Here is a 20,440-nt window from a genome sequence, read left to right on the forward strand (position 1 = left end):
TGTTACGATCACGCCTTCGAGCGGGGTCCGCCGCAGGGGGCGGCGCACCGGCCCCCGCTCCATGGGAGGGGAATCTCTTGAGCAAGAGCACGCGCGCCCGCGCGAACCGGAAGAAAGCGCTCGCCGTCGCGACCACCTTCGGCATCGCGGCCGGCCTCTGCGCCGCCACGACGGCCCCGGCCACCGCCGCGCCGGCGGCCCCGGCCGCGACGACCGCCACGGACGAGGTCGTGGTCCCGAACCCGGGTCGCTTCCTGCCGCGCGGCGAGGACCTGGGCCAGGCCGGTGCCGCCGGCTACGCCCACAAGCAGGAGGGCTCGGCCGGCTGGGCCTGGACGGACTTCGCCACCGGCACCGACAAGCCGATCACCCAGGCGCAGGCCACCGAGGGCCACTCCGGCCTCCACGCCGTGGAGGAGGTGGACCCGAACGCGCCGGGCGACCGCGTCAAGGTCACCGACCTCGCCACCGGCGACACCCGCGTCGACGTCGTCCTCCCGAACAACAACGAGTGGACCGGCGCGTACAACGCCGACACCGTCGTCTCCGCCGGCCGCGACGAGAACCACGGCATCGTCTCGGTGCAGCTGCTCCGCATCGAGGACGGCAAGCAGACCGCGACCCCGGTGACCGGTCTGAACGAGGTCTTCCAGGGCAGCCTGGACCTCGTCGCCCAGGACGCGAAGGGCGCGCTGCTGCGCTTCTACCGCGAGGGCGACGAGTTCCCCGTCACGTACCTGCTGGACTACGCCACCGCCACGCTCACGCGGGCGCCGGTCGGCGACGAGGCGGTGGAGCCCTACCTCGGCGCCACGCACATCGTCCAGCACAACCTGTACGACGACACCGTGGTGAGCACCCCGCGCACCGACCCCGCGGCGGAGCAGGTCACGACCCCGATGCCGGATCCCGGCGACTCCCTCGGGCTCGGACCATTCGGCACGGTCGGCGACTGGATCGTGATCACCCGGCCCGTGCCCGGCTACAAGCAGCCGTACGTCGCCGGCGAGAAGCTCCAGGCCGTCCACATCGGCAGCGGCGAGGTCAAGGACCTCCTGCCGCACGCCGCGACCGAGCTCGCCACCGCCCCCGACGGCAGCCTCCTCGCCGTCGGCGGCACCAGCGCGACCGACTGGGCCCTCCAGCGCGTCACCGTCGGCGCCGACGGCACGCCGCAGATCACCAAGGTCCGCGACATTCCTCCGGTCTCCGCGAAGGTCACCGACCTGGCGCTCGGCGGCGGCCGGCTGAGCTTCCGGGCCAACGCCCAGGCCGGACCGGGATCGGGCATCTACGACTCCGACACCAGCCTGACGAGCACGCCCACGGCGACCGCGCCCAAGCTGCGCGCCAACCTCGGCCAGACCTTCGGCGGCCTCGCGTCACTGGGCGACGGCGAGTCGGTGTACTCCACCGGCAGCCAGCTCCGCTCGCCGATCACCACCAGCACCTTCCGCACGGCCGACGTGCCGTCGAGCCAGACCGGCCACAAGATCACCGACACCTCCGGCCGTTACGTCCTGGCCACCGGCTCCGAGGGCACGTTCGTCGCCGATCTGGAGAACTACACCGACACCTCGGACGTGGTGCTCCCGCTCCCCGACTCCTCCGCCGCCCTGTGGGGCTCGAAGGTCTGGAAGCCCACCGCCACGGCCGGCCAGGTCAACGCCTACGACCTGAAGACGAAGACGACCTCCGCCGCCGTCGACCTGGACTCCGCCACGAACTGCCGGCCCACCGAGCTCCAGGCCGTCGGAAACTGGCTCTACTGGGCCTGCGGCGCGGACAAGGCCGGTGTCTACGACATCGCGCTGAAGAAGAGCGTGGCCGTGCCCACCGGCGAGGCCCTGCTCGGCGACGGCTTCGTCGTCCGTCACGAGGGCGACAAGCTGCGCCGCACCGACGCGGCCACCGGCGAGACCACGGACTTCGCGGACCTGCCCGCCTCGGCGGCCGGCTCCGGCCGCCGGGAGACCTGGACCGTGGACCGCTTCGGCGGTGACGTCGCCTTCGTCGACGCGAAGAACGAGATCCACGTCAAGCGGATCGACGGGCCCCGCGCCCCGCTCGCGCAGCTCGTGCACTCCGTCGAGGACCTGGGCTTCGAGGGCACCGGCGTCGAGCCCGCGCCCGCCACCTGGTCCCCGGTGTTCCGCTTCTCCAAGCCGGTCGGCTCCTGGGAGCTGCGCATCTCCAAGGGCAACGGCGAGGGCGTCCGCACCCTCACCGGCGCCCGCGGCGACGGCGCGGCCGTCCGCGTCCAGTGGGACGGCAAGGACACCAAGGGCCGCGCCGTCGAGTCCAGCCAGTACCGCTGGGAGCTGATCGCCCGTCCGCTGGACGGCACGGCTCCCCAGGGCCTCAGCGGCGCGTTCAACGTCACCGGCAGCTCGCTCACCACCCTGCCCGGCACCTTCACGCCGGTCACCCCCGCCCGCCTCCTGGACACCCGTTCCGGGCTCGGCGCGCCGAAGGCGAAGGTCGGGCCGAACGGCACCGTGCTGTTCAAGGTGGCCGGCCAGGCCGGGGTGCCCGCCGAGGGGCTCACCTCGGTGGTGCTCAACGTGACCGCGACCAACGCCACGGCGGACAGCTTCGTGTCCGTCTACCCGTACGAGACGCAGCGGACGGCGGCCTCCAGCCTCAACTTCAAGGCCGGGCAGACGGTGGCCAACCTGGTGACCGTCCCGGTCGTCAACGGCTGGGTCGAGCTGTACAACAAGAACGGCTCGGTCGACCTGCTGGCCGACGTCGCCGGCTTCTACCAGGAGGGCACGGCCGGTTCCTCCTACGAGCCGGTCGCCCCGAAGCGCCTGATGGACACCCGCACGGGGATCGGCGTGCCGAAGGCCAAGGTCGGCGCGGGGCAGACGGTGACGCTCACCGTCGCCGAGCCCGGCGTCACCGCCGTCGCCCTCAACCTGACGGCGACCAACGGGACTTCGGCGAGCTTCGTCTCCGCGTACCCCTACGGGACCACCCGGCCCGAGGTGTCCAGCGTCAACTTCGCGGCCGGGCAGACCGTGCCCAACATGGTCGTGGTCCCGGTCAAGGACGGGAAGGTCACCTTCTACAACCGGTCCGGCTCCGTCGACCTCATCGGTGACGTCGCCGGGTACTTCAAGCAGGGCTCCGGTGCCGTCTTCACCGGCATGCAGCCGAAGCGCCTGATGGACACCCGTTACGGCACCGGCGTGCCGAAGGCCAAGATCGGCGCGGGCGGGACCGTCACGCTCACCGTCGGGACCAAGTACAAGGCCGTCGTCCTGAACGTGACCGCGACCAACCCGACGGCCACCAGCTTCGTGTCCGTCTACCCGTACGGCACCGCCCGCCCCGCCGCGTCGAACCTCAACTTCGTCGCCGGGCAGACCGTGCCCAACGGGGTCGTCGTCCCGGTCAAGGACGGCAAGATCACCTTCTACAACCACAGCGGGACCGTCGACCTCATCGCCGACGTGACCGGCTTCTACACCGACTGATCCACCGCCTGATCGCATAACGCGGCACCGCAGGGCCTCATGATGGACGCCATGGACGACGAACGGCGTTTTCAGGAGGCCCTGCGGTCCGTGCGGGTCTGGGACACCGAGCTGCCCGGCTTCGATCCGGCGGACGTGCCGGAGGAGCCGGTCGCGCTCTTCCACGGGTGGTTCACTGGGGCGGTCGAGGCCGGCGCGGTCGAGCCGCACACGATGGCGCTCGCCACCGTGGACGGCGAGGGGCGGCCGGACGCCCGCATCGTGATGCTGCACGGGGCGGACGCGCGCGGCTGGCACTTCGCCTCGCACGCGGGCAGCGCCAAGGGCCGCCAGCTGGCCGCCCGGCCCGAGGCGGCGCTCACCTTCTACTGGCCCGTGCAGGGCCGCCAGGTGCGGGTGCGGGGCCGGGTGGTGACCGGGACGGCCGAGGAGGCGTACGCGGATCTGCACGCCCGGACCACCGGGGCGCTCGCCTCCGCGCTCGTGGGGCACCAGAGCGAACCCCTCGGCTCGCTCGACGAGCTGGCCGGGGCGAGCGAGGCGGCCTGGGAGCGGGCGCAGCGGGAGCCGGAGGCGCACGCGGAGAGCTGGACGCTGTACGTGGTGGAGCCCGTGGAGGTCGAGTTCTTCCAGGGCGACGAGCGGCGCCGGCACATCCGGCTCCGCTATCGCCGCCGCCCCGGGGACTCCGGCTGGACGCGCGAACTCCTCTGGCCCTAGCGCTACTTGGGGTACATCTCCTCGATCTCCTTCGCGAAGTCCCGCAGCACCGCCCGCCGTTTCAGCTTCAGCGACGGCGTCAGATGGCCGCTCGCCTCCGTCCACTCGGTGGAAAGGATCCGGAAGGCGCGGATCGACTCCGCCCGCGAGACCAGGCGGTTGGCGTCGTCGACGCCGCGCTGGACCACGGCGAGGAGCTCGGGGTCGCGGGCGAGTTCCCACAGCGCCAGGTGGTCCTTGTGGCGCATCCGGCGCCAGTGGAGCAGGCCCTCGTGGTCCAGGGTGACGAGCGCCGAGACGTACGGGCGGTCGTCGCCCAGGACCATGCACTGGGCGACCAGCGGGTGGGCGCGCAGCCAGTCCTCCAGCGGGGCGGGGGCCACGTTCTTGCCGGCGGAGGTGACGAGCATGTCCTTCTTGCGGCCGGTGATCCGCAGATGGCCCTCGTCGTCGAGGGCGCCGAGGTCGCCGGTGGGGAACCAGCCGTCGTCGGTGTACGGCAGGGCGACCCCGCGCTGGGCGTCCCAGTAGCCGGCGAAGATGTGCCCGCCCTTGAGCCAGATCTCGCCGTCGCGGGCGATCCGTACGGCGGTGCCGGGCAGCGGGCGGCCGACGGTGCCGGGGCGGGGGCCGTGGAGTGGGGTGACGGTGGCGGCGGCGGTGGTCTCCGTCAGGCCGTACCCCTCGTACACCTCGATGCCCGCGCCGGAGTAGAACTCGGCGAGCCGGGCGCCGAGCGACGAGCCGCCGCTGATGATGTGCCGGACGCGGCCGCCGAGCGCGGCCCGGACCCGCTTGTAGACGAGCGGTTCGTAGAGGGCGTGGGCGGCGCGCAGTCCGAGGGTGGGGCGGGCGGCGGCGGCCGTGCTCCGGCCGTAGCGTTCGGCGATCGTGGCGGCGCGGTCGAAGGCGGCGGCGCGCCCGGCGCGTTCGGCGGTGGCGCGGGCGGTGTGGAAGACCTTCTCCAGGACGTAGGGGATGGCGAGGAGGAAGGTGGGCCGGAAGGTGGCGAGGTCGGCGAGGAGTTCGTCGCCCTCGACGCTCGGCGCGTGCCCGACCCGTACCCGGGCGCGGACGCAGCCGACGGCGACCATCCGGCCGAAGACATGCGAGAGCGGCAGGAAGAGCAGAGTGGAGGCAGGCTCTTTGGTCGCCGATCGGAACACCGGGTGGAGGAGCGCGACCGCGTTGTCGACCTCGGCGAAGAAGTTGGCGTGGGTGAGGGCGCAGCCCTTGGGGCGGCCGGTGGTGCCGGAGGTGTAGACGAGGGTGGCGAGGGTCTGCGGGGTGAGCAGTCCGCGGCGGGCGGTGACGGCCTCGTCGGCGACCCGTGCGCCGGCCTTGCGGAGCTGGTCGACGGCGCCGGTGTCGAGCACCCAGAGGTGCCCGAGGGAGGGCAGCTGACGGCGTTCGTTCGAGACCAGGCGGGCCTGGGCGGCGTCCTCGACGACGCAGGCGGCGGCGCCGGAGTCCTGAAGGATCCAGCGGATCTGGTAGGCCGAGGAGGTGGGGTAGAGCGGGACGGTGACGAGTCCGGCGGCCCAGGCGGCGAAGTCGAGCAGGGTCCACTCGTAGCGGGTCCGGGCCATCAGGGCGAGCCGGTCGCCGGGGCGCAGGCCCTGGGCGACGAGCCCGCGGGCGACGGAGTGCACCTCGGCGGCGAAGGCGGCGGCGGTGACGTCGGTCCAGGTGCCGTCGGGGCCCTTGCGGGAGAAGAGCGCGGCGGTGGGTTCGTCGCGCGCGGTCTCGTACGGCAGGTCGGCGAGGGAGCCGCGGCGCGGCGGCGGCACGAGCGCGGGTACGGCGGCCTCCCGCACGACGCCGTCGACGCGGACCAGCTCGGGCTGAGGCTCGGTTGGCGGCGCGGGCGTGGGCCCGTGCGGCGGCTCGGTGACGGGCACGTGCGGCTCCTCAGGGGGAGAACCGGACAGTAACCTTACTTCCGAGTAAATCTAGGGCGTGGAAAGGGTTTTGGACAGATCCGGCGCCAGGTCGGCAAGGCCCCGCCACACCAGCCCCATCAGCGTCTCGGCCGCCCGCTCCGGCGACACCCCGGACGACACCCCGGCCCGCCCGTTGGCCCAGTTCGCCAGCGACTCCGCCGCCCCCACCAGCGCCTGCGCGATCCCCTCGGCATCGCACGGCTCCTGCGCGGCCGCCGCGACGAGCTCCGCCACGTACGCGATGATCCGGTCCCGCATCCGCTCGGCCTCGGTCGCGAACGGCTCGCCCTGCGCCCGCGCCTGCCGGCTCAGCACCGCCCAGGCGTCGGGGTGTCCGGCGGTGTGCGTGAAGAAGGCGAGCACCCCGGCCCACAGCCGCTCCTCGGCCGGCCCGTCGCCCTCCACGGCGCCGGCCACCACCCGCAGCAGCGCCTCGGACTCGCGCCGGATGCACGCGGTGAACAGCTCTTCCTTGGAGTGCAGATAGAGATAGACCAGCGGCTTGGACACCCCCGCGAGCTCCGCGATCTCGTCCATCGACGCCGCCTGGTACCCCCGCCGCCCGAAGGTCAGCACCGCCGCGTCCATCATCTGCCGCTCGCGCACCTCGCGCGGCAGCCTCCTCGTCCCCGCCACACCGGCCACCCTACGGGTACGGATACGGGCGCGGGCACGCGCGAGGCCCGCGCCCCCGAGGGGGAACGGGCCTCACGACGTTCGTCCGTACGATGCCGGGATCAGGCGGCAGCGGCGACCGGGGTCTTCTGCTCGGCCGCGGGGGCGTCCACCAGGTCGTCGACCGGGGAGGCCGAGGCGGACTCGTAGGCGGCGAGGTCCAGGATCTTCTCGCGGGCGGAGACGAGGACCGGGACCAGCGCCTGGCCGGCCACGTTGGTCGCGGTGCGCATCATGTCCAGGATCGGGTCGATCGCCATGAGGAGGCCGACGCCCTCCAGCGGGAGGCCGAGGGTGGACAGGGTCAGGGTGAGCATGACCGTCGCGCCGGTGAGGCCGGCGGTGGCCGCCGAGCCGATGACCGAGACGAAGGCGATGAGCAGGTACTCCTTGACACCCAGCTGGACGTCGAAGATCTGCGCGATGAAGATCGCGGCGAGCGCCGGGTAGATCGCGGCGCAGCCGTCCATCTTGGTGGTGGCGCCGAACGGCACGGAGAAGGAGGCGTACTCCTTCGGGACGCCGAGGCGCTCGGTGACCCGCTGGGTGACCGGCATGGTGCCGACCGAGGAGCGGGAGACGAAGGCCAGCTGGATGGCCGGCCAGGCGCCCTTGTAGAACTGGATCGGGTTGAGCTTGGCGACGGTCGCGAGGAGCAGCGGGTAGACGCCGAAGAGGACCAGGGCGCAGCCGATGTAGACGTCGGCGGTGAAGGTGGCGTACTTGCCGATGAGGTCCCAGCCGTAGTTCACGATGGCGCGGCCGATGAGGCCGGCGGTGCCGATCGGGGCGAGCCGGATGACCCACCACAGGGCCTTCTGGAGCAGCTCCAGGACGGACTCGGAGAGGGTGAGGATCGGCTGGGCCTTGGCGCCGAGCTTGAGGGCGGCGATGCCGGCGACGGCGGCCATGAAGACGATCTGCAGGACGTTCAGCTCGGTGAACGGCGTGATGACGTCCGTCGGGACGATGCCGGTGAGGAAGTCGATCCAGCTGCCCTGGTGCTCGGGGAGCTTGCCGTCCTTCGGGGTGAGGCCGGTGCCGGCCCCCGGGTTGGTGATCAGGCCGATCGCGAGGCCGATGGCGACCGCGATCAGCGAGGTGATCATGAACCAGACGAGGGTCTGCGCGGCGAGGCGGGCCGCGTTGTTGACCTTCCGCAGGTTGGTGATCGAGACGAGGATCGCGAAGAAGACGAGCGGGGCGACGGCCAGCTTGAGCAGCTGGACGAAGATGCCGCCGACCTGGCTCAGGGTCTCCTTGAGCCAGTCGACGTCCTGGCTGCGGGCGAGCCAGCCGAGCAGGACGCCGATGACGAGACCGGCGACGATCTGGGCCCAGAACGGGACCTTGGGTATACGCGCGGAAGACGCGGACACGGGCACACTCCACTGGTGCGTATCGGGGAATACGGGACGGGGGTGCGGCACACACGCGCTCACGCGCGGGCCGCTGCATGATGCCGGATCAGAAGGCGCGGCAACAGACCGCGGACATACAGCGGCACAGATCGACATGCAGGCGCGCCACGAGCGGGGTGCTCGGGTCCTGGAGGAGGCGCACTGCGGCTGTCATGGCGAGAACGTTAACACCTGTACTTTGAGAACCTCAAAGCAGTTCTTTGAGATGGCCTGAGGCCAGAGGCCGTCTCAGCCTTCGGAACGCAGAAAACCCCTGACCGGAGCCTTCGAAGCTCCCGCCAGGGGCGGATATGTGATGCTGCTTACGCAGTCTTTACGCGGCGTCCTCCGCCGAGCGGTTGGACTCCAGGCGGCTCTTCGCCCGGTCCACCTTCTCGACGATCTGGACGCTCATGTCGTCCCGCTGCTTGCGCAGCAGCACGAAGCTGAGCGGCGCGGAGACGACGAGCGAGAGCAGCAGGACCCAGAGGAAGTTGGAGTCGCCGAGGCCGCGCGGCAGCACGCCGACGTAGACCAGGCCCCACAGCGCCAGGAAGCTGCCGGCGAAGATGCCGAGGCGCATCAGGGTGTAGCGGAGCATGTGCGTGTCCCTCCCATACCGGACGAGCGTCCCTCCAGTGAAGCACGCGACCGGGCCCGGCCCGGGAGCGGGTCCGGTCACGTCCCCTTGAGTGACCCATCCGTAAGGGATAATCTCCATCTATGACCCTTACCTTTGAGTTGGATCCCGCCGTCGACCGCGCGCTGCGCGACGGCGTCCTCGCCCTCTGGGCGGACGTGTCCAACGCGGGCGGCGCCGTCGGCTTCGTCCCGCCCGTGACGCCGGAGGAGATCCGGCCCGCGCTGCTCAAGCACCTGGTCGGGATGGCCGACGGCGGCACGCGGCTGCTCGTCGGCCGGGACGCGGACGGCGAGGTCGCCGCGACCGCCTTCTACACGTCCAACGGGCACCCGCTGATGCGGCACTGGGTGTGGCTGTACACGGTGATGGTGCACCCGAAGCACCAGGGCAAGGGGTACGGGCTCGACCTCATGGCGGCGGTCGAGGAGGCCGCCCGGACCGGCGAGGGCTTCGAGCACGTCGAGGCGATCCGGCTCACCTGCCGGGGCGGCACCGGCGTCGACGCCTTCTACGCGCGGGCCGGCTACAAGGAGGTCGGACGCGTCCCGGCCGCCATCCGGGTGGCCCCGGGCGACGACCGCGACGACATCATCATGCTGCTCCAGCTGACGTGACGCCCGCCGGAAGCGTCAGAGACGGATCAGAGCCGCATCAGAGGCGCATCGGCTGCGGCGCCTCGCGGCGCTCCGCGTCCGGGCCCGGGTACTCGCGGATGATCTCGTAGCGCGTGTTGCGCTCGACCGGCCGGAATCCGGCGTCCTGAATCAGCTCCAGGAGGTCTTCCCGGGTCAGCTTGTTCGGGGTGCCGTAGTTGTCGGCGTCGTGCGTGATCTTGTACTCGACGACCGAGCCGTCCATGTCGTCCGCGCCGTGCTGCAGCGCCAGCTGGGCGGTCTGCACGCCGTGCATGACCCAGAAGACCTTGACGTGCGGGACGTTGTCGAAGAGCAGCCGGGAGACCGCGAAGGTCTTCAGGGCCTCGGCGCCGGTCGCCATCGTGGTGCGCGCCTGCAGCTTGTTGCGGACCTTGCCGTCCTGCATGTCGACGAAGTCGTGCTGGTAGCGCAGCGGGATGAAGACCTGGAAGCCGCCGGTCTCGTCCTGCAGCTCGCGCAGCCGCAGCACGTGGTCCACGCGGTGGCGCGGCTCCTCGATGTGCCCGTAGAGCATGGTCGAGGGGGTCTTCAGACCCTTCTCGTGCGCGAGCCGGTGGATCCGGGACCAGTCCTCCCAGTGGGTGTTGTGGTCCACGATGTGCTGCCGGACCTCCCAGTCGAAGATCTCGGCGCCGCCGCCGGTCAGCGACTCCAGACCGGCCTCGATCAGCTCGTCGAGGATCTCCGAGGCCGTCAGGCCGGAGATGGTCTCGAAGTGGTGGATCTCGGTGGCGGTGAAGGCCTTGAGCGAGACGTTCGGCAGCGCCTTCTTCAGCTCGGAGAGCGAGCGCGGGTAGTAGCGCCAGGGCAGGTTGGGGTGCAGCCCGTTGACGATGTGGAGCTCGGTGAGGTTCTCGTTCTCCATCGCCTTCGCGAGGCGCACGGCCTCCTCGATGCGCATGGTGTACGCGTCCTTCTCGCCCGGCTTGCGCTGGAAGGAGCAGTAGGCGCAGGAGGCGGTGCAGACGTTGGTCATGTTGAGGTGCCGGTTGACGTTGAAGTGAACGACGTCGCCGTTCTTCCGCGTCCGCACCTCGTGGGCGAGGCCACCGAGCCAGGCCAGATCGTCCGACTCGTACAGGGCGATGCCGTCCTCACGGCTCAGCCGCTCGCCGGCGAGGACCTTCTGCTCCAGCTCACGCTTGAGCCCGACGTCCATCACGGCCGCCTCCCTTGTTCTCCGACCTTTTCTCCGAAACAGGCCTGCCAACCGTACTCTCAGACCTCTTCGGGCAGATCTCCGACCCGGTTCTCCCACTTGGTGGAGAGCACGATCGTGGTGCGGGTGCGGGAGACGCCCTTGGTGCCGGAGAGGCGGCGGATGGTCTTCTCCAGGCCGTCGACGTCGCTGGCGCGGACCTTGAGCATGAAGGAGTCGTCGCCGGCGATGAACCAGCAGTCCTCGATCTCGGCCAGGTCCTTCAGGCGGCGGGCCACGTCCTCGTGGTCGGCGGCGTCGGAGAGCGAGATGCCGATGAGCGCGGTGACGCCGAGGCCGAGGGAGGCCGCGTCGACGGTGGCGCGGTAGCCGGTGATGACACCGGCGGCCTCCAGGCGGTTGATGCGGTCGGTCACGGAGGGGCCGGAGAGCCCGACGAGCCGGCCGAGTTCGGCGTACGAGGCGCGACCGTTCTCGCGCAGGGCCTGGATGAGCTGCCTGTCCACGGCGTCCATAGGGAAACACCTTCCATTGTCCAGCGGTACCGCGAGTTTAGGTATAGAATCTAAGGTACACAGGGGCCGACACCCTGTGAATCTTTCAGTGGATCAAAGACGATCTTTCAGGAGTGGTGTTCACCGTGTACACGATCGAGATGGCCTACGCCCGTATGCGCGAGCTGCAGGACCTGGCCAACCGCTCGCGTGCCCACCAGCCGTCCGCCTCCAAGCGCGGTGCGAAGAAGCGCGCCGCCGCCAAGAAGCGCTAGCAGCGCCGGAGGCCTAATCAGGGCGGGACGAGGCACCACCGAGCTCTCCCTCCCAACGGCGGTACAGCTCGTGCGGCACCCCTGCCGCGTCGAGCACCCGCCCGGCGACGAAGTCCACGAGGTCCTGGATGTGCGTCGCCCCCGTATAGAACGCCGGAGAGGCGGGCAGCACCACGGCGCCCGCCTCGTCCAGCGCCACCATGTGCCTGAGGGTCTGCCCGTTCAGCGGCGTCTCCCGCACGACGACCACCAGCGGCCGCCGCTCCTTGAGCGTCACGCTCGCCACCCGCTGCAGCAGGTCCTTCGAAAGCCCGAGTGCGATCCCCGCCACCGCGGCCGTCGACGCCGGCACCACCAGCATCCCCTTGACGGGGTACGAGCCCGAGGACGGCCCGGCCGCCAGGTCACCGGCCGGCCAGAACCGCACGCCGCTCACATCGGCGTCGAAGGTGTCCGGCTTCCCGTCGGCCCCCCGCGCCAGCCACGCCGCCAGGTCCTCGCGCCAGTGCGCGTCCCGGAAGGCGATCCCGGTCTCGTCGAGCAGCGTCAGCCGCGAGGCCCGCGAGACGATCAGGTCGACGTCCTCCCCCGCGGCCAGCAGCCCCCGCAGCACGGCGGCGGCATAGGGCGTCCCCGACGCCCCCGACACCCCGACCACCCAGGGACGACGCTGCTTGCTGTTGTTCGGCTCCACGCCGCCGAGCCTATCCGGCGCCTAGACCGTCAGCCCGCGCACCAGCAGGTCGAGCAGCGCGCACACGAAGAGCGCGATGCCGATGAAACCGTTGACGGTGAAGAACGCCCGGTTCAGGCGGGACAGGTCGTGCGGCTTCACGATCGAGTGCTCGTAGCAGAACGCCGCCGCCACGATCACCAGTCCGGCCCAGAAGAACACGCCCGCGTCCGTGGCCAGCGCGTACCAGACCAGCAGGCCCGTCGTCACGACCGCCGACACCCGAGCGCCCCACAGGGCGGCCGGGATGCCGAAGCGGGCCGGGACCGACATGACGCCCTCCGCCCGGTCGGCGGCGACGTCCTGGCAGGCGAAGATCAGATCGAAGCCGCCGATCCAGATGCCGACCGCGAGACCGAGGATCACCGCGTCCCAGGACCACTCCCCCGACACCGCGAGCCAGGCGCCGATCGGGCCGATGGACTGGGCGAGACCGAGGATCGCGTGCGGGAAGTTGGTGAACCGCTTCCCGTACGGATAGACCACCATCGGGATCACGGCGAGCGGCGCGAGCGCCAGGCACAGCGGGTTGAGCAGCGCCGCCGCGCCCAGGAACACGACCACGGCCACGCCGGCGCCGGTCCACGCGGACCGCACCGACACCGCGCCCGTCACCAGCTCGCGGTTGGCGGTGCGCGGATTGCGGGCGTCGATCTCCCGGTCGATGATCCGGTTGCACGCCATGGCGAAGGTCCGCAGACCCACCATGCAGACCGTCACCAGGAACAGCGTCCACCAGTGGATCCGCCGGTCGAGCTGGAACATCGCGGTCAGCGAGGCGATGTACGCGAAGGGCAGCGCGAAGACCGAGTGCTCGATCATCACGAGGCGGAGGAACGCCTTGGTGCGGCCCGGCTGGGCGCCGGGCACGGCGGCGGTGGTCACAGCCCGTACTCCTTCCAGCGGCGGTCCACCAGGGCCGCCGTCGCCGGGTCCGACTCGACCATGTCCGGCCAGCCGCCGTCCCGGGTGTAGCCCTCCTCGGGCAGCTTCTTCGTGGCGTCGATACCGGCCTTGCCGCCCCAGAACTGCTGGTAGGAGGCATGGTCCAGATGGTCCACCGGGCCCTCGACGACCGTGAGGTCGCGGGCGTAGTCGGTGTTGCCGAGGGCCCGCCAGGACACCTCGTGCAGATCGTGCACGTCGCAGTCCTTGTCGACCACGATGATCAGCTTGGTCAGCGACATCATGTGCGCGCCCCAGATGGCGTGCATGACCTTCTGCGCGTGCTTCGGGTACTTCTTGTCGATCGAGACGATCGCGCAGTTGTGGAAGCCGCCGGACTCCGGCAGGTGGTAGTCCACGATGTCCGGCACGATGATCTTGAGCAGCGGCAGGAAGAACCGCTCCGTCGCCCGCCCGAGCGGCCCGTCCTCGGTCGGCGGCCGGCCGACCACGATCGACTGCAGCAGCGGACGCTTCCGCATCGTGACGCAGTCGATCTTCAGCGCCGGGAACGGCTCCTGCGGCGTGTAGAAGCCGGTGTGGTCGCCGAAGGGCCCCTCCGGCAGCATCTCGCCCGGCTCCAGCCAGCCCTCGATCACGACCTCCGCCTGCGCCGGGACCTGGAGCGGGACGGTCTTGCAGTCGACCATCTCGATCCGCTTGCCCTGCACGAAGCCGGCGAAGAGGTACTCGTCGATGTCGCCCGGCAGGGGGGCGGTCGAGGCGTACGTGACGGCCGGCGGGCAGCCGAAGGCGATCGCGACCGGCAGCCGCTCGCCGCGCTCGGCGGCCACCGCGTAGTGGTTGCGGCTGTCCTTGTGGATCTGCCAGTGCATGCCGATGGTGCGCTTGTCGTGGCGCTGCAGGCGGTAGAGGCCGAGATTCCGTACGCCCGTCTCCGGGTGCTTGGTGTGGGTCAGGCCCAGGTTGAAGAAGGAGCCGCCGTCCTTCGGCCAGGTGAAGAGGGCCGGCAGCCGGTCGAGGTCGACGTCGTCGCCGGTGAGCACGACCTCCTGGACCGGTGCCTCTTTGACCTTCTTCGGGGGCACGTGGACCATCGAGCCCAGCTTCCCGAAGGCCTCGCGGACCCCGACGAAGCCGTGCGGCAGCTCCGGCTTGAGGAGACCGCCGATCTTCTCGCTGATCTCCTCGTACGACTTCAGGCCGAGCGCCTTGAGCAGCCGGCGGTCCGTCCCGAAGACGTTCATCGCGAGCGGCATGGCGGAGCCCTTCACGTTCTCGAAGAGCAGCGCCGGGCCTCCCGCCTTGTTCACCCGGTCGACGATCTCCCCGACCTCCAGGTACGGATCGACTTCGGCCTTGATGCGCTTGAGGTCGCCTTCGCGCTCCAGCGCCCGGAGCAGCGAGCGGAGATCGTCGTAAGCCATAGGGGTCAGTATCGGTCACCGGCTAGGCTGGGCACGTCACCGGGGCCGCCGAAACCGCTGCCCGCCGATGCTTTCCAGGGGGCTGTCCCACATGCTCAGGGCGCTGATGTACATCCTGCCGCTGGCGCTGACGATCTACGCGTTCATCGACTGCCTCAACACCCCCGAGGACGAGGCCAAGCACCTGCCCAAGGTGGTCTGGGTCATCATCATCCTGCTCTTCTGGATCGTCGGACCCATCGTCTGGTTCGCCGCCGGCAAGATGCGCCGTGCCCCGGCCGGCGGCCGCACGCCCAGCGAGTGGCACCGCAACCACCGCCACGAGTGGGTCGCCCCGGACGACAACCCCGAGTTCCTGAAGTCGCTGCGCGACGAGAACAAGAAGGACGAGGCGCTCCTGAAGGACTGGGAGGCCGACCTGCGCCGCCGCGAGGAGGAGCTGAAGCGCCGCGAGCGCGGGGAAGAGTCGGAGAGCTGATGGAGCTGCGGCTCCTCGTCACCTTCGAGAAGGTCGCCACGGTCCTCTCCTTCACCCGGGCCGCCGCCGAACTCGCCTACGCCCAGTCCAGCGTCACCAGCCAGGTCAAGGCCCTGGAGACCTCGCTGGGCGTCGAGCTCTTCGAACGGCTCGGCTCCCGGATCCGGCTCACCGAGGCCGGCGAGCGACTCCTTCCGTACGCCCGGCAGATCATCGCCCTCGCCGACGAGGCCCGCACCGCCGTCACCGGCGACGGCGAACCGGCCGGCACGATCGCCGTCGGCACCATGGAGTCGCTCACCTCCTACCGCCTGCCGCCGCTCCTCGAACTCTTCCACCACCGCTACCCGGGCATCCGGCTCGCCCTGCGCCCCACCCTCGGCGACGCGACCCGGCAGGCGCTGCGCGAGGGCACGTACGACCTCGGGCTGCTGATGGAGCGGGAGACGGAGCACGAGGGCCTGGACAGCGAGGTCCTCGCCGAGGAGCCGCTGGTCCTGGTGGCCTCGCCGCGCCACCCGCTGGCCGGGCGCACCGGTCTCAGCGCCGGGGAGCTCGCGGGCGCGGCGCTCGTGGGCACGGAGCCCGGCTGCGCCTACCGGGACCTGTTCGAGGCCGAACTGAAGCCGTACGGGCCGGTGTTCACCGAGTACGGCACGATCGAGGCCAGCAAGCGGGGCGTGGCGGCGGGGCTCGGGATCGCCCTGCTGCCCCGGATCGCCGTCCACGAGGAACTGGCGTCCGGGGCGCTGGTGGTACTGGACTGGCAGCCGCCGTTCAGGCTCTTCACGCAGATCGCGTGGCGGCGGGGGAAGCGGCTGCCGGCGCATGTGCGGCTGTTCGTGGAGCAGGCGCGGCGGCTGGTGTCCGAGCAGCAAGGGTGACCTTGAGGCTGGCCAGGACGATCAGCGGGACGCCGAGCGCCTGGACGAGCCCGATGTGGTGCCCGTACACGGCCCAGTCGACGCCCATCGCGACGGCCGGGTAGGTGAAGGCGAGCACCGCGATCCGGGCGGTGGGCAGCTTGGCGTACGCCGCGTACATCAGGACGTACATCACTCCGGTGTGGACGATCCCGAGCCCGACCAGCCAGCCCCAGCCGGCGCCGAGCCGCGCGGCCTCGCCGAAGTCGGCGAAGGGCAGGAGCAGCGGGATGCCGGTGGTGACCTGCACGAGGGCGATGAGGTGGGGCCGTACGCCGCTGATCCGCTTGGTCACGATCGTCGACAGGGCGTAGAGCACGGCGGCGGCGAGCGCGAAGCCGAGGCCCTTCAGCGACGCCGTGTCCCCGGGCCGGATGCCCGAGACGAGGACGAGCCCGGCGAAGGCGACGGCGAGCCAGCCGAGCTTCCCGGCGCTGATCCGCTCCCGCAGCACGGCCGCGCCGAGGACCACCAGGAAGAACGGCTGGGTGTGGTAGACGACGGTGGCGAAGGAGATCGAGGTGGCCTCGTAGGCCTCGAAGAGGAACACCCAGTTGAAGACGATGAACGCCCCGCCGAGCGCCGCGAGCCCGAGCTTGCGCGGGGTGAACCCGTGGCCGGTGAAGAAGCCGCGGGCCAGGCTGTAGACGCCGAGGGCGAGGGCCCCGAAGACGCACCGGAAGAAGACGACGTTGAACGGGGAGGCCCCCGACTCGACGACGAAGACGCCGAGGGTGCCGGAGAGCACCATGGCGGCGGTCAGTTCGATGTTTCCCCTGGTCTCGTTTCTCATGCCCATGACGCTACGAACGGGCGCGGGTCGCGGTCCACGAGCCAGTGGGGCGTCCTGCCGATCGGGCCATCGGGGCCACCGATCGCCCCAGGTCGAGGACGCTCAGGCCGAACATGAGCACCCCGAGGGGGACGTGCGCGGCGGGCTGGTGGGCGATGCCGAGGATCACCTGCGCCGAGGCGAGCACGAGGAACCCGGTGGAGTACAGGACCGGTCGGGCCGGGCCGCCGCCGGGCTTCCAGGCGAGGACGGCGGCGAGCACGTACAGCATGGTCGCCCCGTACATGACGCGGGCGCCGACGCTGTGGAGGGTCTCGCCGTAGGAGGTGGAGAGGAGCAGCCCGGCGGTGGTGGCCTGGAAGAAGAGGGTGAGGGTCTGAAGCCCGATGGCGATGCGGGTGAAGAGGTTGGTGCTGCTGGTGCTGCTGGTGCTGCTTTCGCTCATGACGAATTCCTTTTCGCTGGGCCGCTCGGAGGGTGTTCCGTATCCCCGACGAGACGGCACCGCGAAATGTGAGGCGGGGGACGTGGGGTACACGAGCGAGGTCATCGGCGAGCGGCGCCACCTGACCAACCTGGCCTACCGGCTGCTGGGTTCGGTGACGGAGGCCGAGGACGCGGTGCAGGAGACGTACGCGCGCTGGTACGGGCTGACGCGCGCGCGGCAGGACGCGGTCGAGAACCCGGGCGCGTGGCTGACCACGGTCGCGACCCGGGTCTGCCTGGACCAGCTGGGCTCGGCGCGCGCCCGCCGTGAGCGCTATGTCGGCGAGTGGATCCCGGAGCCGCTGCCCGACCGCACCGAGTGGACGGGAGTGGCTTCCGGCCCGGTCGACCCGGCCGACCCGGCGGACCGGATCACCCTGGACGAGTCGGTGAACATGGCCTTCCTGGTGGTCCTGGAGGCGATGACCCCGGCCGAACGGGTCGCCTTCGTCCTCCACGACGTCTTCCGCTACCCGTTCGCCGAGGTCGCCGCGATGCTCGGCCGCAGCCCGGCCGCCTGCCGCCAGCTCGCGACCTCGGCCCGCCGCCGCATCCCCACCCCTACCCCCGCCCCGCCGCCGGCCCCGGCCGGTCTGGTGCGCGCCTTCAAGCGGGCCTGGGAGGCCAAGGACATCGACGCCCTGGTCTCCCTGCTCGCGCCGGACGCCACCCTGGTCGCCGACGGCGGCGGCCTGGCCGGCGCCGTCCTCCGCCCCCTCGAAGGCGCCGCCCGCATCGCCGACTACCTGCTCTTCATCGCCGCCAAGGCCCCCGGCCTCACCCTCCTGGAACACACCGTCAACGGCACCCCCGGCCTGGTCGCCCAGCACACCGGCACCACCGTCACGGTCGCCGCCTTCGAGGTCACGGGCGCCCACGTCACCCGCATCTGGGCGGTCCGCAACCCGGAGAAGCTGGGCCCCTGGCAGCCCCGCGGCCCGGGGGAGGACGCCGGGGCGTGAGGCCGGGCCGGTCCGGTCGCCTCAGCGGGAGTCATCGAGGAGACAGCGCGTCCTCCTCGTAGTGCTTGAGCCGGAAGGCGCCGAGCTTGGCGAGGGCCTCCGCGAACGCGTCGTCCTCGTGCGGGGCGAGCGGCTCGGCCCGGTCCGCCGGCGCTTCCCGCTGCGTGCGCTTGCCGGCCTGGTTGATCAGCGCGACCTCCTGGTTGACGGCGACGAAGTCACGCAGCTCCCTTTCGTACGCGGCGAAGGCGGCGCGGTGGTCGCCGGGCGCGGCGGCGAGCTCGCCCGCCAGGACGTACGCGGCGGTCATGGCCACCGTGGTGCCCTGGCCGGAGGCGGGCGACGCGCAGTAGCCCGCGTCACCGAGGAGGGTCACCCGGCCGTGGGACCAGGTGTCCATGTGGATCTGGGCCAGCGCGTCGAGGTGGAAGTCGGAGGCGTTCCACATCTCCTTGAGCAGCCTCGGCAGCTCCCAGCCGGCCCCCTCGTACGCGCGGGCGACCAGCCGCTTCTGCGCGTCGGTGTCGCGCGGGAGGAACGTCGCGGGCGGCTCGTCGGACTCGATCCCGATGAAGGCGCGGGCCTCCGAGTTGTCCCGCACGCTCATCACCATCGCACCCCAGACATCCCGTCCCGGCATCTGGTAGATCACCTCCCAGCGGTCCAGGCCGAGATGGTTGGGGACCGTCCAGACCCCGAGGTAACCGCCCAGGTGGCGCAGGTAGTTCTCCTCGGGCCCGAAGACGAGTCCGCGCGTGTGGGAGTGCACGCCGTCGGCGCCGACGACCAGATCGAAGACGCGTGACGTGCCGCTGTCGAACACGACCCGCACCTCGTCGTCGTCCTGGTCCAGGGTGGCGATGGAGTCCCCGAAGAGATACTCGATGCCGCTGCCGCCCGCGCCGTACAGGATCCGGGCGAGGTCGTCGCGCAGGATCTCCACGTCCGGGCTGTCGATCTGCCCGCCGCTCATGGTGAATTCGGTGGTCCTGGACAGCTCGTTGCCGTCGGCGTCGACGGTCGACATCCCGCGCAGGTCGGTACTCCGGCGCTGGATCTCCTCCAACACCCCCATCCGCTCGGCGACTTCAAGCGCCGGCCCTCGCACGTCGATCGCCTGCCCGCCCGGCCGCAGGCCGTTGGACCGCTCCACCACCGTGACGCGGAAGCCGTACCGGTTCAGCCAGTAGGCGAGGGTGGGGCCGCCGATGCTGGCGCCGGAGATCAGGACGCTCTTCGATTCGCTGGGTATGGACATGTGCGCTCCTCGTACGTCTGCGGAACTTCCCTGCGTACGAGGCTGATCGCCCCCCACCGACAGGCCGCCGACAACGCGCTTACGGCAACCGACAAGGCACCGACGCCGTTCGGTCCTGTGGCAGGATCACCGGATGCTACGACTCACCGACTTCATCATCGACTGCCCGGACACGATGAAGCTGGCAGCCTTCTACTCCGAGGTGACGGGGCTCCCGGTCAAGGCCGGCAGTGACGAGAACTGGGCCGGCATCAAGCTCGGCGACATCGAACTGGCCTTCATCCGGGTGGACGACTACCGCGCCCCGCAGTGGCCCGACAGCGAGCACCCCAAGCAGTTCCACCTCGACTTCGAAGTCGACGACATCGAGCCCGAACAGCGCCGCGTCCTGTCCCTCGGCGCGACCCTCCAGCGCGACTGCACCGACCCCGACGGCTACGGCTTCCGCGTCTACACCGACCCCATCGGCCACCCCTTCTGCCTCTGCCGCAACAAGGGCGTCACCTGGACCCCCGAAGGCCGCCCCGTCTGGCCCAACCGCGACCAGTAGCCGTCGGGCGGTAGGGGGCGGGGCCGCGCGAAGGGTCCGGGTAGTGCCCGGGCGCCGTGGGCGGGTGGCGGGCCGGTGGGTGGTGGGGCCGGGTATCGCTCCGCACCGGGGGCATTCTGCTGCCCGGTGGGCGGGGGCTCGGTTCACGGCGAGGGCGAGTGGGCCGTTCCCGCCGGTCAGGGGTGCGCGGGAGTGGAATGGGGTGCCCATTCCCGGCTGGCGGCCGACGCCCGCCGTCAGGCCGGGGCGCATGCCCCGCTGATCACGGCCGGCGGGTGGCACAAACCCCGCTCGCGCGAGGTCCTGGGCGACGACGGGCGCCTCTGGAGTCACATCCGCCTCGCCCGCCCCGTCGGGGGTGGGGATTGCCGACTTTGCACCGCCCGGAAAGGGCCGATGGCGGGGACGAGCGGGCAAACCCCGCTTGCGCGAGGCCTTCGACTCTGTAGGTCACCTCTGGAATCACAGAAGTCCCAC

20 protein-coding genes are annotated in these 20,440 nt (G+C 71.1%); 8 read left to right on the forward strand and 12 right to left on the reverse strand.

What is annotated here, in order from left to right:
• Positions 1–77 precede the first annotated feature (77 nt).
• Both KV205_RS22750 and KV205_RS22755 read left to right on the forward strand, forming a co-directional pair.
• Positions 78–3,482, forward strand: coding sequence for a hypothetical protein (locus KV205_RS22750; protein WP_265866394.1), 3,405 nt, complete (start codon positions 78–80; stop codon positions 3,480–3,482).
• Between the two features lie 51 nt (positions 3,483–3,533).
• Complete coding sequence (locus tag KV205_RS22755) at positions 3,534–4,202, forward strand: pyridoxal 5'-phosphate synthase (RefSeq protein WP_374214712.1); 669 nt, start codon at positions 3,534–3,536, stop codon at positions 4,200–4,202.
• 2 nt (positions 4,203–4,204) lie between these two features.
• On the opposite strand, the gene KV205_RS22760 is transcribed toward KV205_RS22755, so the two are convergent.
• From KV205_RS22760 to KV205_RS22775, 4 genes are all read right to left on the reverse strand, one after another.
• On the reverse strand, positions 4,205–6,103 hold the full coding sequence (locus KV205_RS22760) for a long-chain fatty acid--CoA ligase (RefSeq protein WP_374214713.1): 1,899 nt from the start codon (positions 6,101–6,103) through the stop codon (positions 4,205–4,207).
• 51 nt (positions 6,104–6,154) lie between these two features.
• Positions 6,155–6,763, reverse strand: a complete 609-nt coding sequence (locus KV205_RS22765) for a TetR/AcrR family transcriptional regulator (protein ID WP_265866498.1) — start codon at positions 6,761–6,763, stop codon at positions 6,155–6,157.
• Positions 6,764–6,882: 119 nt separating this feature from the next.
• A complete protein-coding gene (locus KV205_RS22770; RefSeq protein WP_374214714.1) occupies positions 6,883–8,262 on the reverse strand; it encodes a dicarboxylate/amino acid:cation symporter in 1,380 nt (459 codons plus the stop codon).
• Between the two features lie 292 nt (positions 8,263–8,554).
• Complete coding sequence (locus tag KV205_RS22775) at positions 8,555–8,821, reverse strand: DUF4229 domain-containing protein (RefSeq protein WP_265866397.1); 267 nt, start codon at positions 8,819–8,821, stop codon at positions 8,555–8,557.
• Between the two features lie 122 nt (positions 8,822–8,943).
• Here KV205_RS22775 and KV205_RS22780 point away from each other — a divergent pair, with 122 nt between their 5' ends.
• Positions 8,944–9,477, forward strand: coding sequence for a GNAT family N-acetyltransferase (locus KV205_RS22780; protein ID WP_265866398.1), 534 nt, complete (start codon positions 8,944–8,946; stop codon positions 9,475–9,477).
• Between the two features lie 37 nt (positions 9,478–9,514).
• Here the strand turns inward: KV205_RS22780 and mqnE are convergent, their stop codons facing one another.
• On the reverse strand, positions 9,515–10,678 hold the full coding sequence (gene mqnE / locus KV205_RS22785; protein ID WP_265866399.1) for an aminofutalosine synthase MqnE: 1,164 nt from the start codon (positions 10,676–10,678) through the stop codon (positions 9,515–9,517).
• 59 nt (positions 10,679–10,737) lie between these two features.
• Positions 10,738–11,193, reverse strand: a complete 456-nt coding sequence (locus KV205_RS22790) for an Lrp/AsnC family transcriptional regulator (RefSeq protein ID WP_265866400.1) — start codon at positions 11,191–11,193, stop codon at positions 10,738–10,740.
• Positions 11,194–11,306: 113 nt separating this feature from the next.
• Between KV205_RS22790 and KV205_RS22795 the strand changes: the two genes are divergently transcribed.
• Entirely contained in the window at positions 11,307–11,447 is a 141-nt protein-coding gene (locus KV205_RS22795; protein ID WP_265866401.1) for a hypothetical protein, read from the forward strand.
• Positions 11,448–11,460: 13 nt separating this feature from the next.
• Here the strand turns inward: KV205_RS22795 and KV205_RS22800 are convergent, their stop codons facing one another.
• Genes KV205_RS22800 through KV205_RS22810 form a run of 3 tightly spaced genes read right to left on the reverse strand, consistent with a single transcriptional unit; the run spans position 11,461 to position 14,513 of the window.
• Positions 11,461–12,141 carry a UbiX family flavin prenyltransferase gene (locus KV205_RS22800; RefSeq protein WP_265866402.1) on the reverse strand — a complete coding sequence of 227 codons (681 nt, stop codon included), beginning with the start codon at positions 12,139–12,141 and terminating at the stop codon, positions 11,461–11,463.
• Between the two features lie 21 nt (positions 12,142–12,162).
• Positions 12,163–13,065, reverse strand: a complete 903-nt coding sequence (mqnP, locus tag KV205_RS22805) for a menaquinone biosynthesis prenyltransferase MqnP (RefSeq protein ID WP_265866403.1) — start codon at positions 13,063–13,065, stop codon at positions 12,163–12,165.
• Positions 13,062–14,513, reverse strand: a complete 1,452-nt coding sequence (locus KV205_RS22810; protein WP_265866404.1) for a menaquinone biosynthesis decarboxylase — start codon at positions 14,511–14,513, stop codon at positions 13,062–13,064. The genes mqnP and KV205_RS22810 overlap by 4 nt, the downstream gene beginning before the upstream one ends.
• Positions 14,514–14,604: 91 nt before the next feature.
• Here KV205_RS22810 and KV205_RS22815 point away from each other — a divergent pair, with 91 nt between their 5' ends.
• Positions 14,605–14,991 (forward strand): PLD nuclease N-terminal domain-containing protein, encoded by a 387-nt coding sequence (locus KV205_RS22815; RefSeq protein WP_265866405.1) that lies wholly within the window; start codon positions 14,605–14,607, stop codon positions 14,989–14,991.
• A complete protein-coding gene (locus tag KV205_RS22820; protein ID WP_265866406.1) occupies positions 14,991–15,875 on the forward strand; it encodes a LysR family transcriptional regulator in 885 nt (294 codons plus the stop codon). Before KV205_RS22815 ends, KV205_RS22820 begins: the two co-directional genes overlap by 1 nt.
• Here KV205_RS22820 and KV205_RS22825 read toward each other — a convergent pair.
• Together KV205_RS22825 and KV205_RS22830 are read right to left on the reverse strand one after the other, a co-directional pair.
• On the reverse strand, positions 15,778–16,707 hold the full coding sequence (locus tag KV205_RS22825) for a DMT family transporter (RefSeq protein WP_265866407.1): 930 nt from the start codon (positions 16,705–16,707) through the stop codon (positions 15,778–15,780). The genes KV205_RS22820 and KV205_RS22825 overlap by 98 nt on opposite strands.
• 10 nt (positions 16,708–16,717) lie before the next feature.
• Entirely contained in the window at positions 16,718–17,152 is a 435-nt protein-coding gene (locus KV205_RS22830; protein WP_265866408.1) for a hypothetical protein, read from the reverse strand.
• Positions 17,153–17,234: 82 nt separating this feature from the next.
• Here KV205_RS22830 and sigJ point away from each other — a divergent pair, with 82 nt between their 5' ends.
• Complete coding sequence (sigJ, locus tag KV205_RS22835) at positions 17,235–18,155, forward strand: RNA polymerase sigma factor SigJ (protein WP_265866409.1); 921 nt, start codon at positions 17,235–17,237, stop codon at positions 18,153–18,155.
• A 31-nt stretch (positions 18,156–18,186) separates the two neighbouring features.
• Here sigJ and KV205_RS22840 read toward each other — a convergent pair whose 3' ends face one another.
• Positions 18,187–19,413, reverse strand: coding sequence for an FAD-dependent monooxygenase (locus KV205_RS22840; protein ID WP_265866410.1), 1,227 nt, complete (start codon positions 19,411–19,413; stop codon positions 18,187–18,189).
• Positions 19,414–19,546: 133 nt separating this feature from the next.
• On the opposite strand from KV205_RS22840, the gene KV205_RS22845 reads away from it, so the two are divergent.
• Complete coding sequence (locus KV205_RS22845) at positions 19,547–19,963, forward strand: VOC family protein (RefSeq protein WP_265866411.1); 417 nt, start codon at positions 19,547–19,549, stop codon at positions 19,961–19,963.
• Positions 19,964–20,440: the final 477 nt, after the last annotated feature.

The sequence above is a fragment of the Streptomyces sp. SKN60 genome, from assembly GCF_026236535.1.
In the GTDB taxonomy this organism is placed as follows: Bacteria; Actinomycetota; Actinomycetes; order Streptomycetales; family Streptomycetaceae; genus Streptomyces.

Excerpts from the sequence above, each read along its gene's own strand:
- KV205_RS22755 (WP_374214712.1), top strand. The coding sequence starts at position 3,534 with ATGGACGACGAACGGCGTTTTCAGGAGGCCCTGCGGTCCGTGCGGGTC.
- KV205_RS22775 (WP_265866397.1), bottom strand. The coding sequence starts at position 8,821 with ATGCTCCGCTACACCCTGATGCGCCTCGGCATCTTCGCCGGCAGCTTC.
- KV205_RS22780 (WP_265866398.1), top strand. The coding sequence starts at position 8,944 with ATGACCCTTACCTTTGAGTTGGATCCCGCCGTCGACCGCGCGCTGCGC.
- mqnE (WP_265866399.1), bottom strand. The coding sequence starts at position 10,678 with ATGGACGTCGGGCTCAAGCGTGAGCTGGAGCAGAAGGTCCTCGCCGGC.
- KV205_RS22790 (WP_265866400.1), bottom strand. The coding sequence starts at position 11,193 with ATGGACGCCGTGGACAGGCAGCTCATCCAGGCCCTGCGCGAGAACGGT.
- KV205_RS22810 (WP_265866404.1), bottom strand. The coding sequence starts at position 14,513 with ATGGCTTACGACGATCTCCGCTCGCTGCTCCGGGCGCTGGAGCGCGAA.
- KV205_RS22815 (WP_265866405.1), top strand. The coding sequence starts at position 14,605 with ATGCTCAGGGCGCTGATGTACATCCTGCCGCTGGCGCTGACGATCTAC.
- KV205_RS22820 (WP_265866406.1), top strand. The coding sequence starts at position 14,991 with ATGGAGCTGCGGCTCCTCGTCACCTTCGAGAAGGTCGCCACGGTCCTC.
- KV205_RS22825 (WP_265866407.1), bottom strand. The coding sequence starts at position 16,707 with ATGAGAAACGAGACCAGGGGAAACATCGAACTGACCGCCGCCATGGTG.
- KV205_RS22830 (WP_265866408.1), bottom strand. The coding sequence starts at position 17,152 with ATGAGCGAAAGCAGCACCAGCAGCACCAGCAGCACCAACCTCTTCACC.
- KV205_RS22840 (WP_265866410.1), bottom strand. The coding sequence starts at position 19,413 with ATGTCCATACCCAGCGAATCGAAGAGCGTCCTGATCTCCGGCGCCAGC.
- KV205_RS22845 (WP_265866411.1), top strand. The coding sequence starts at position 19,547 with ATGCTACGACTCACCGACTTCATCATCGACTGCCCGGACACGATGAAG.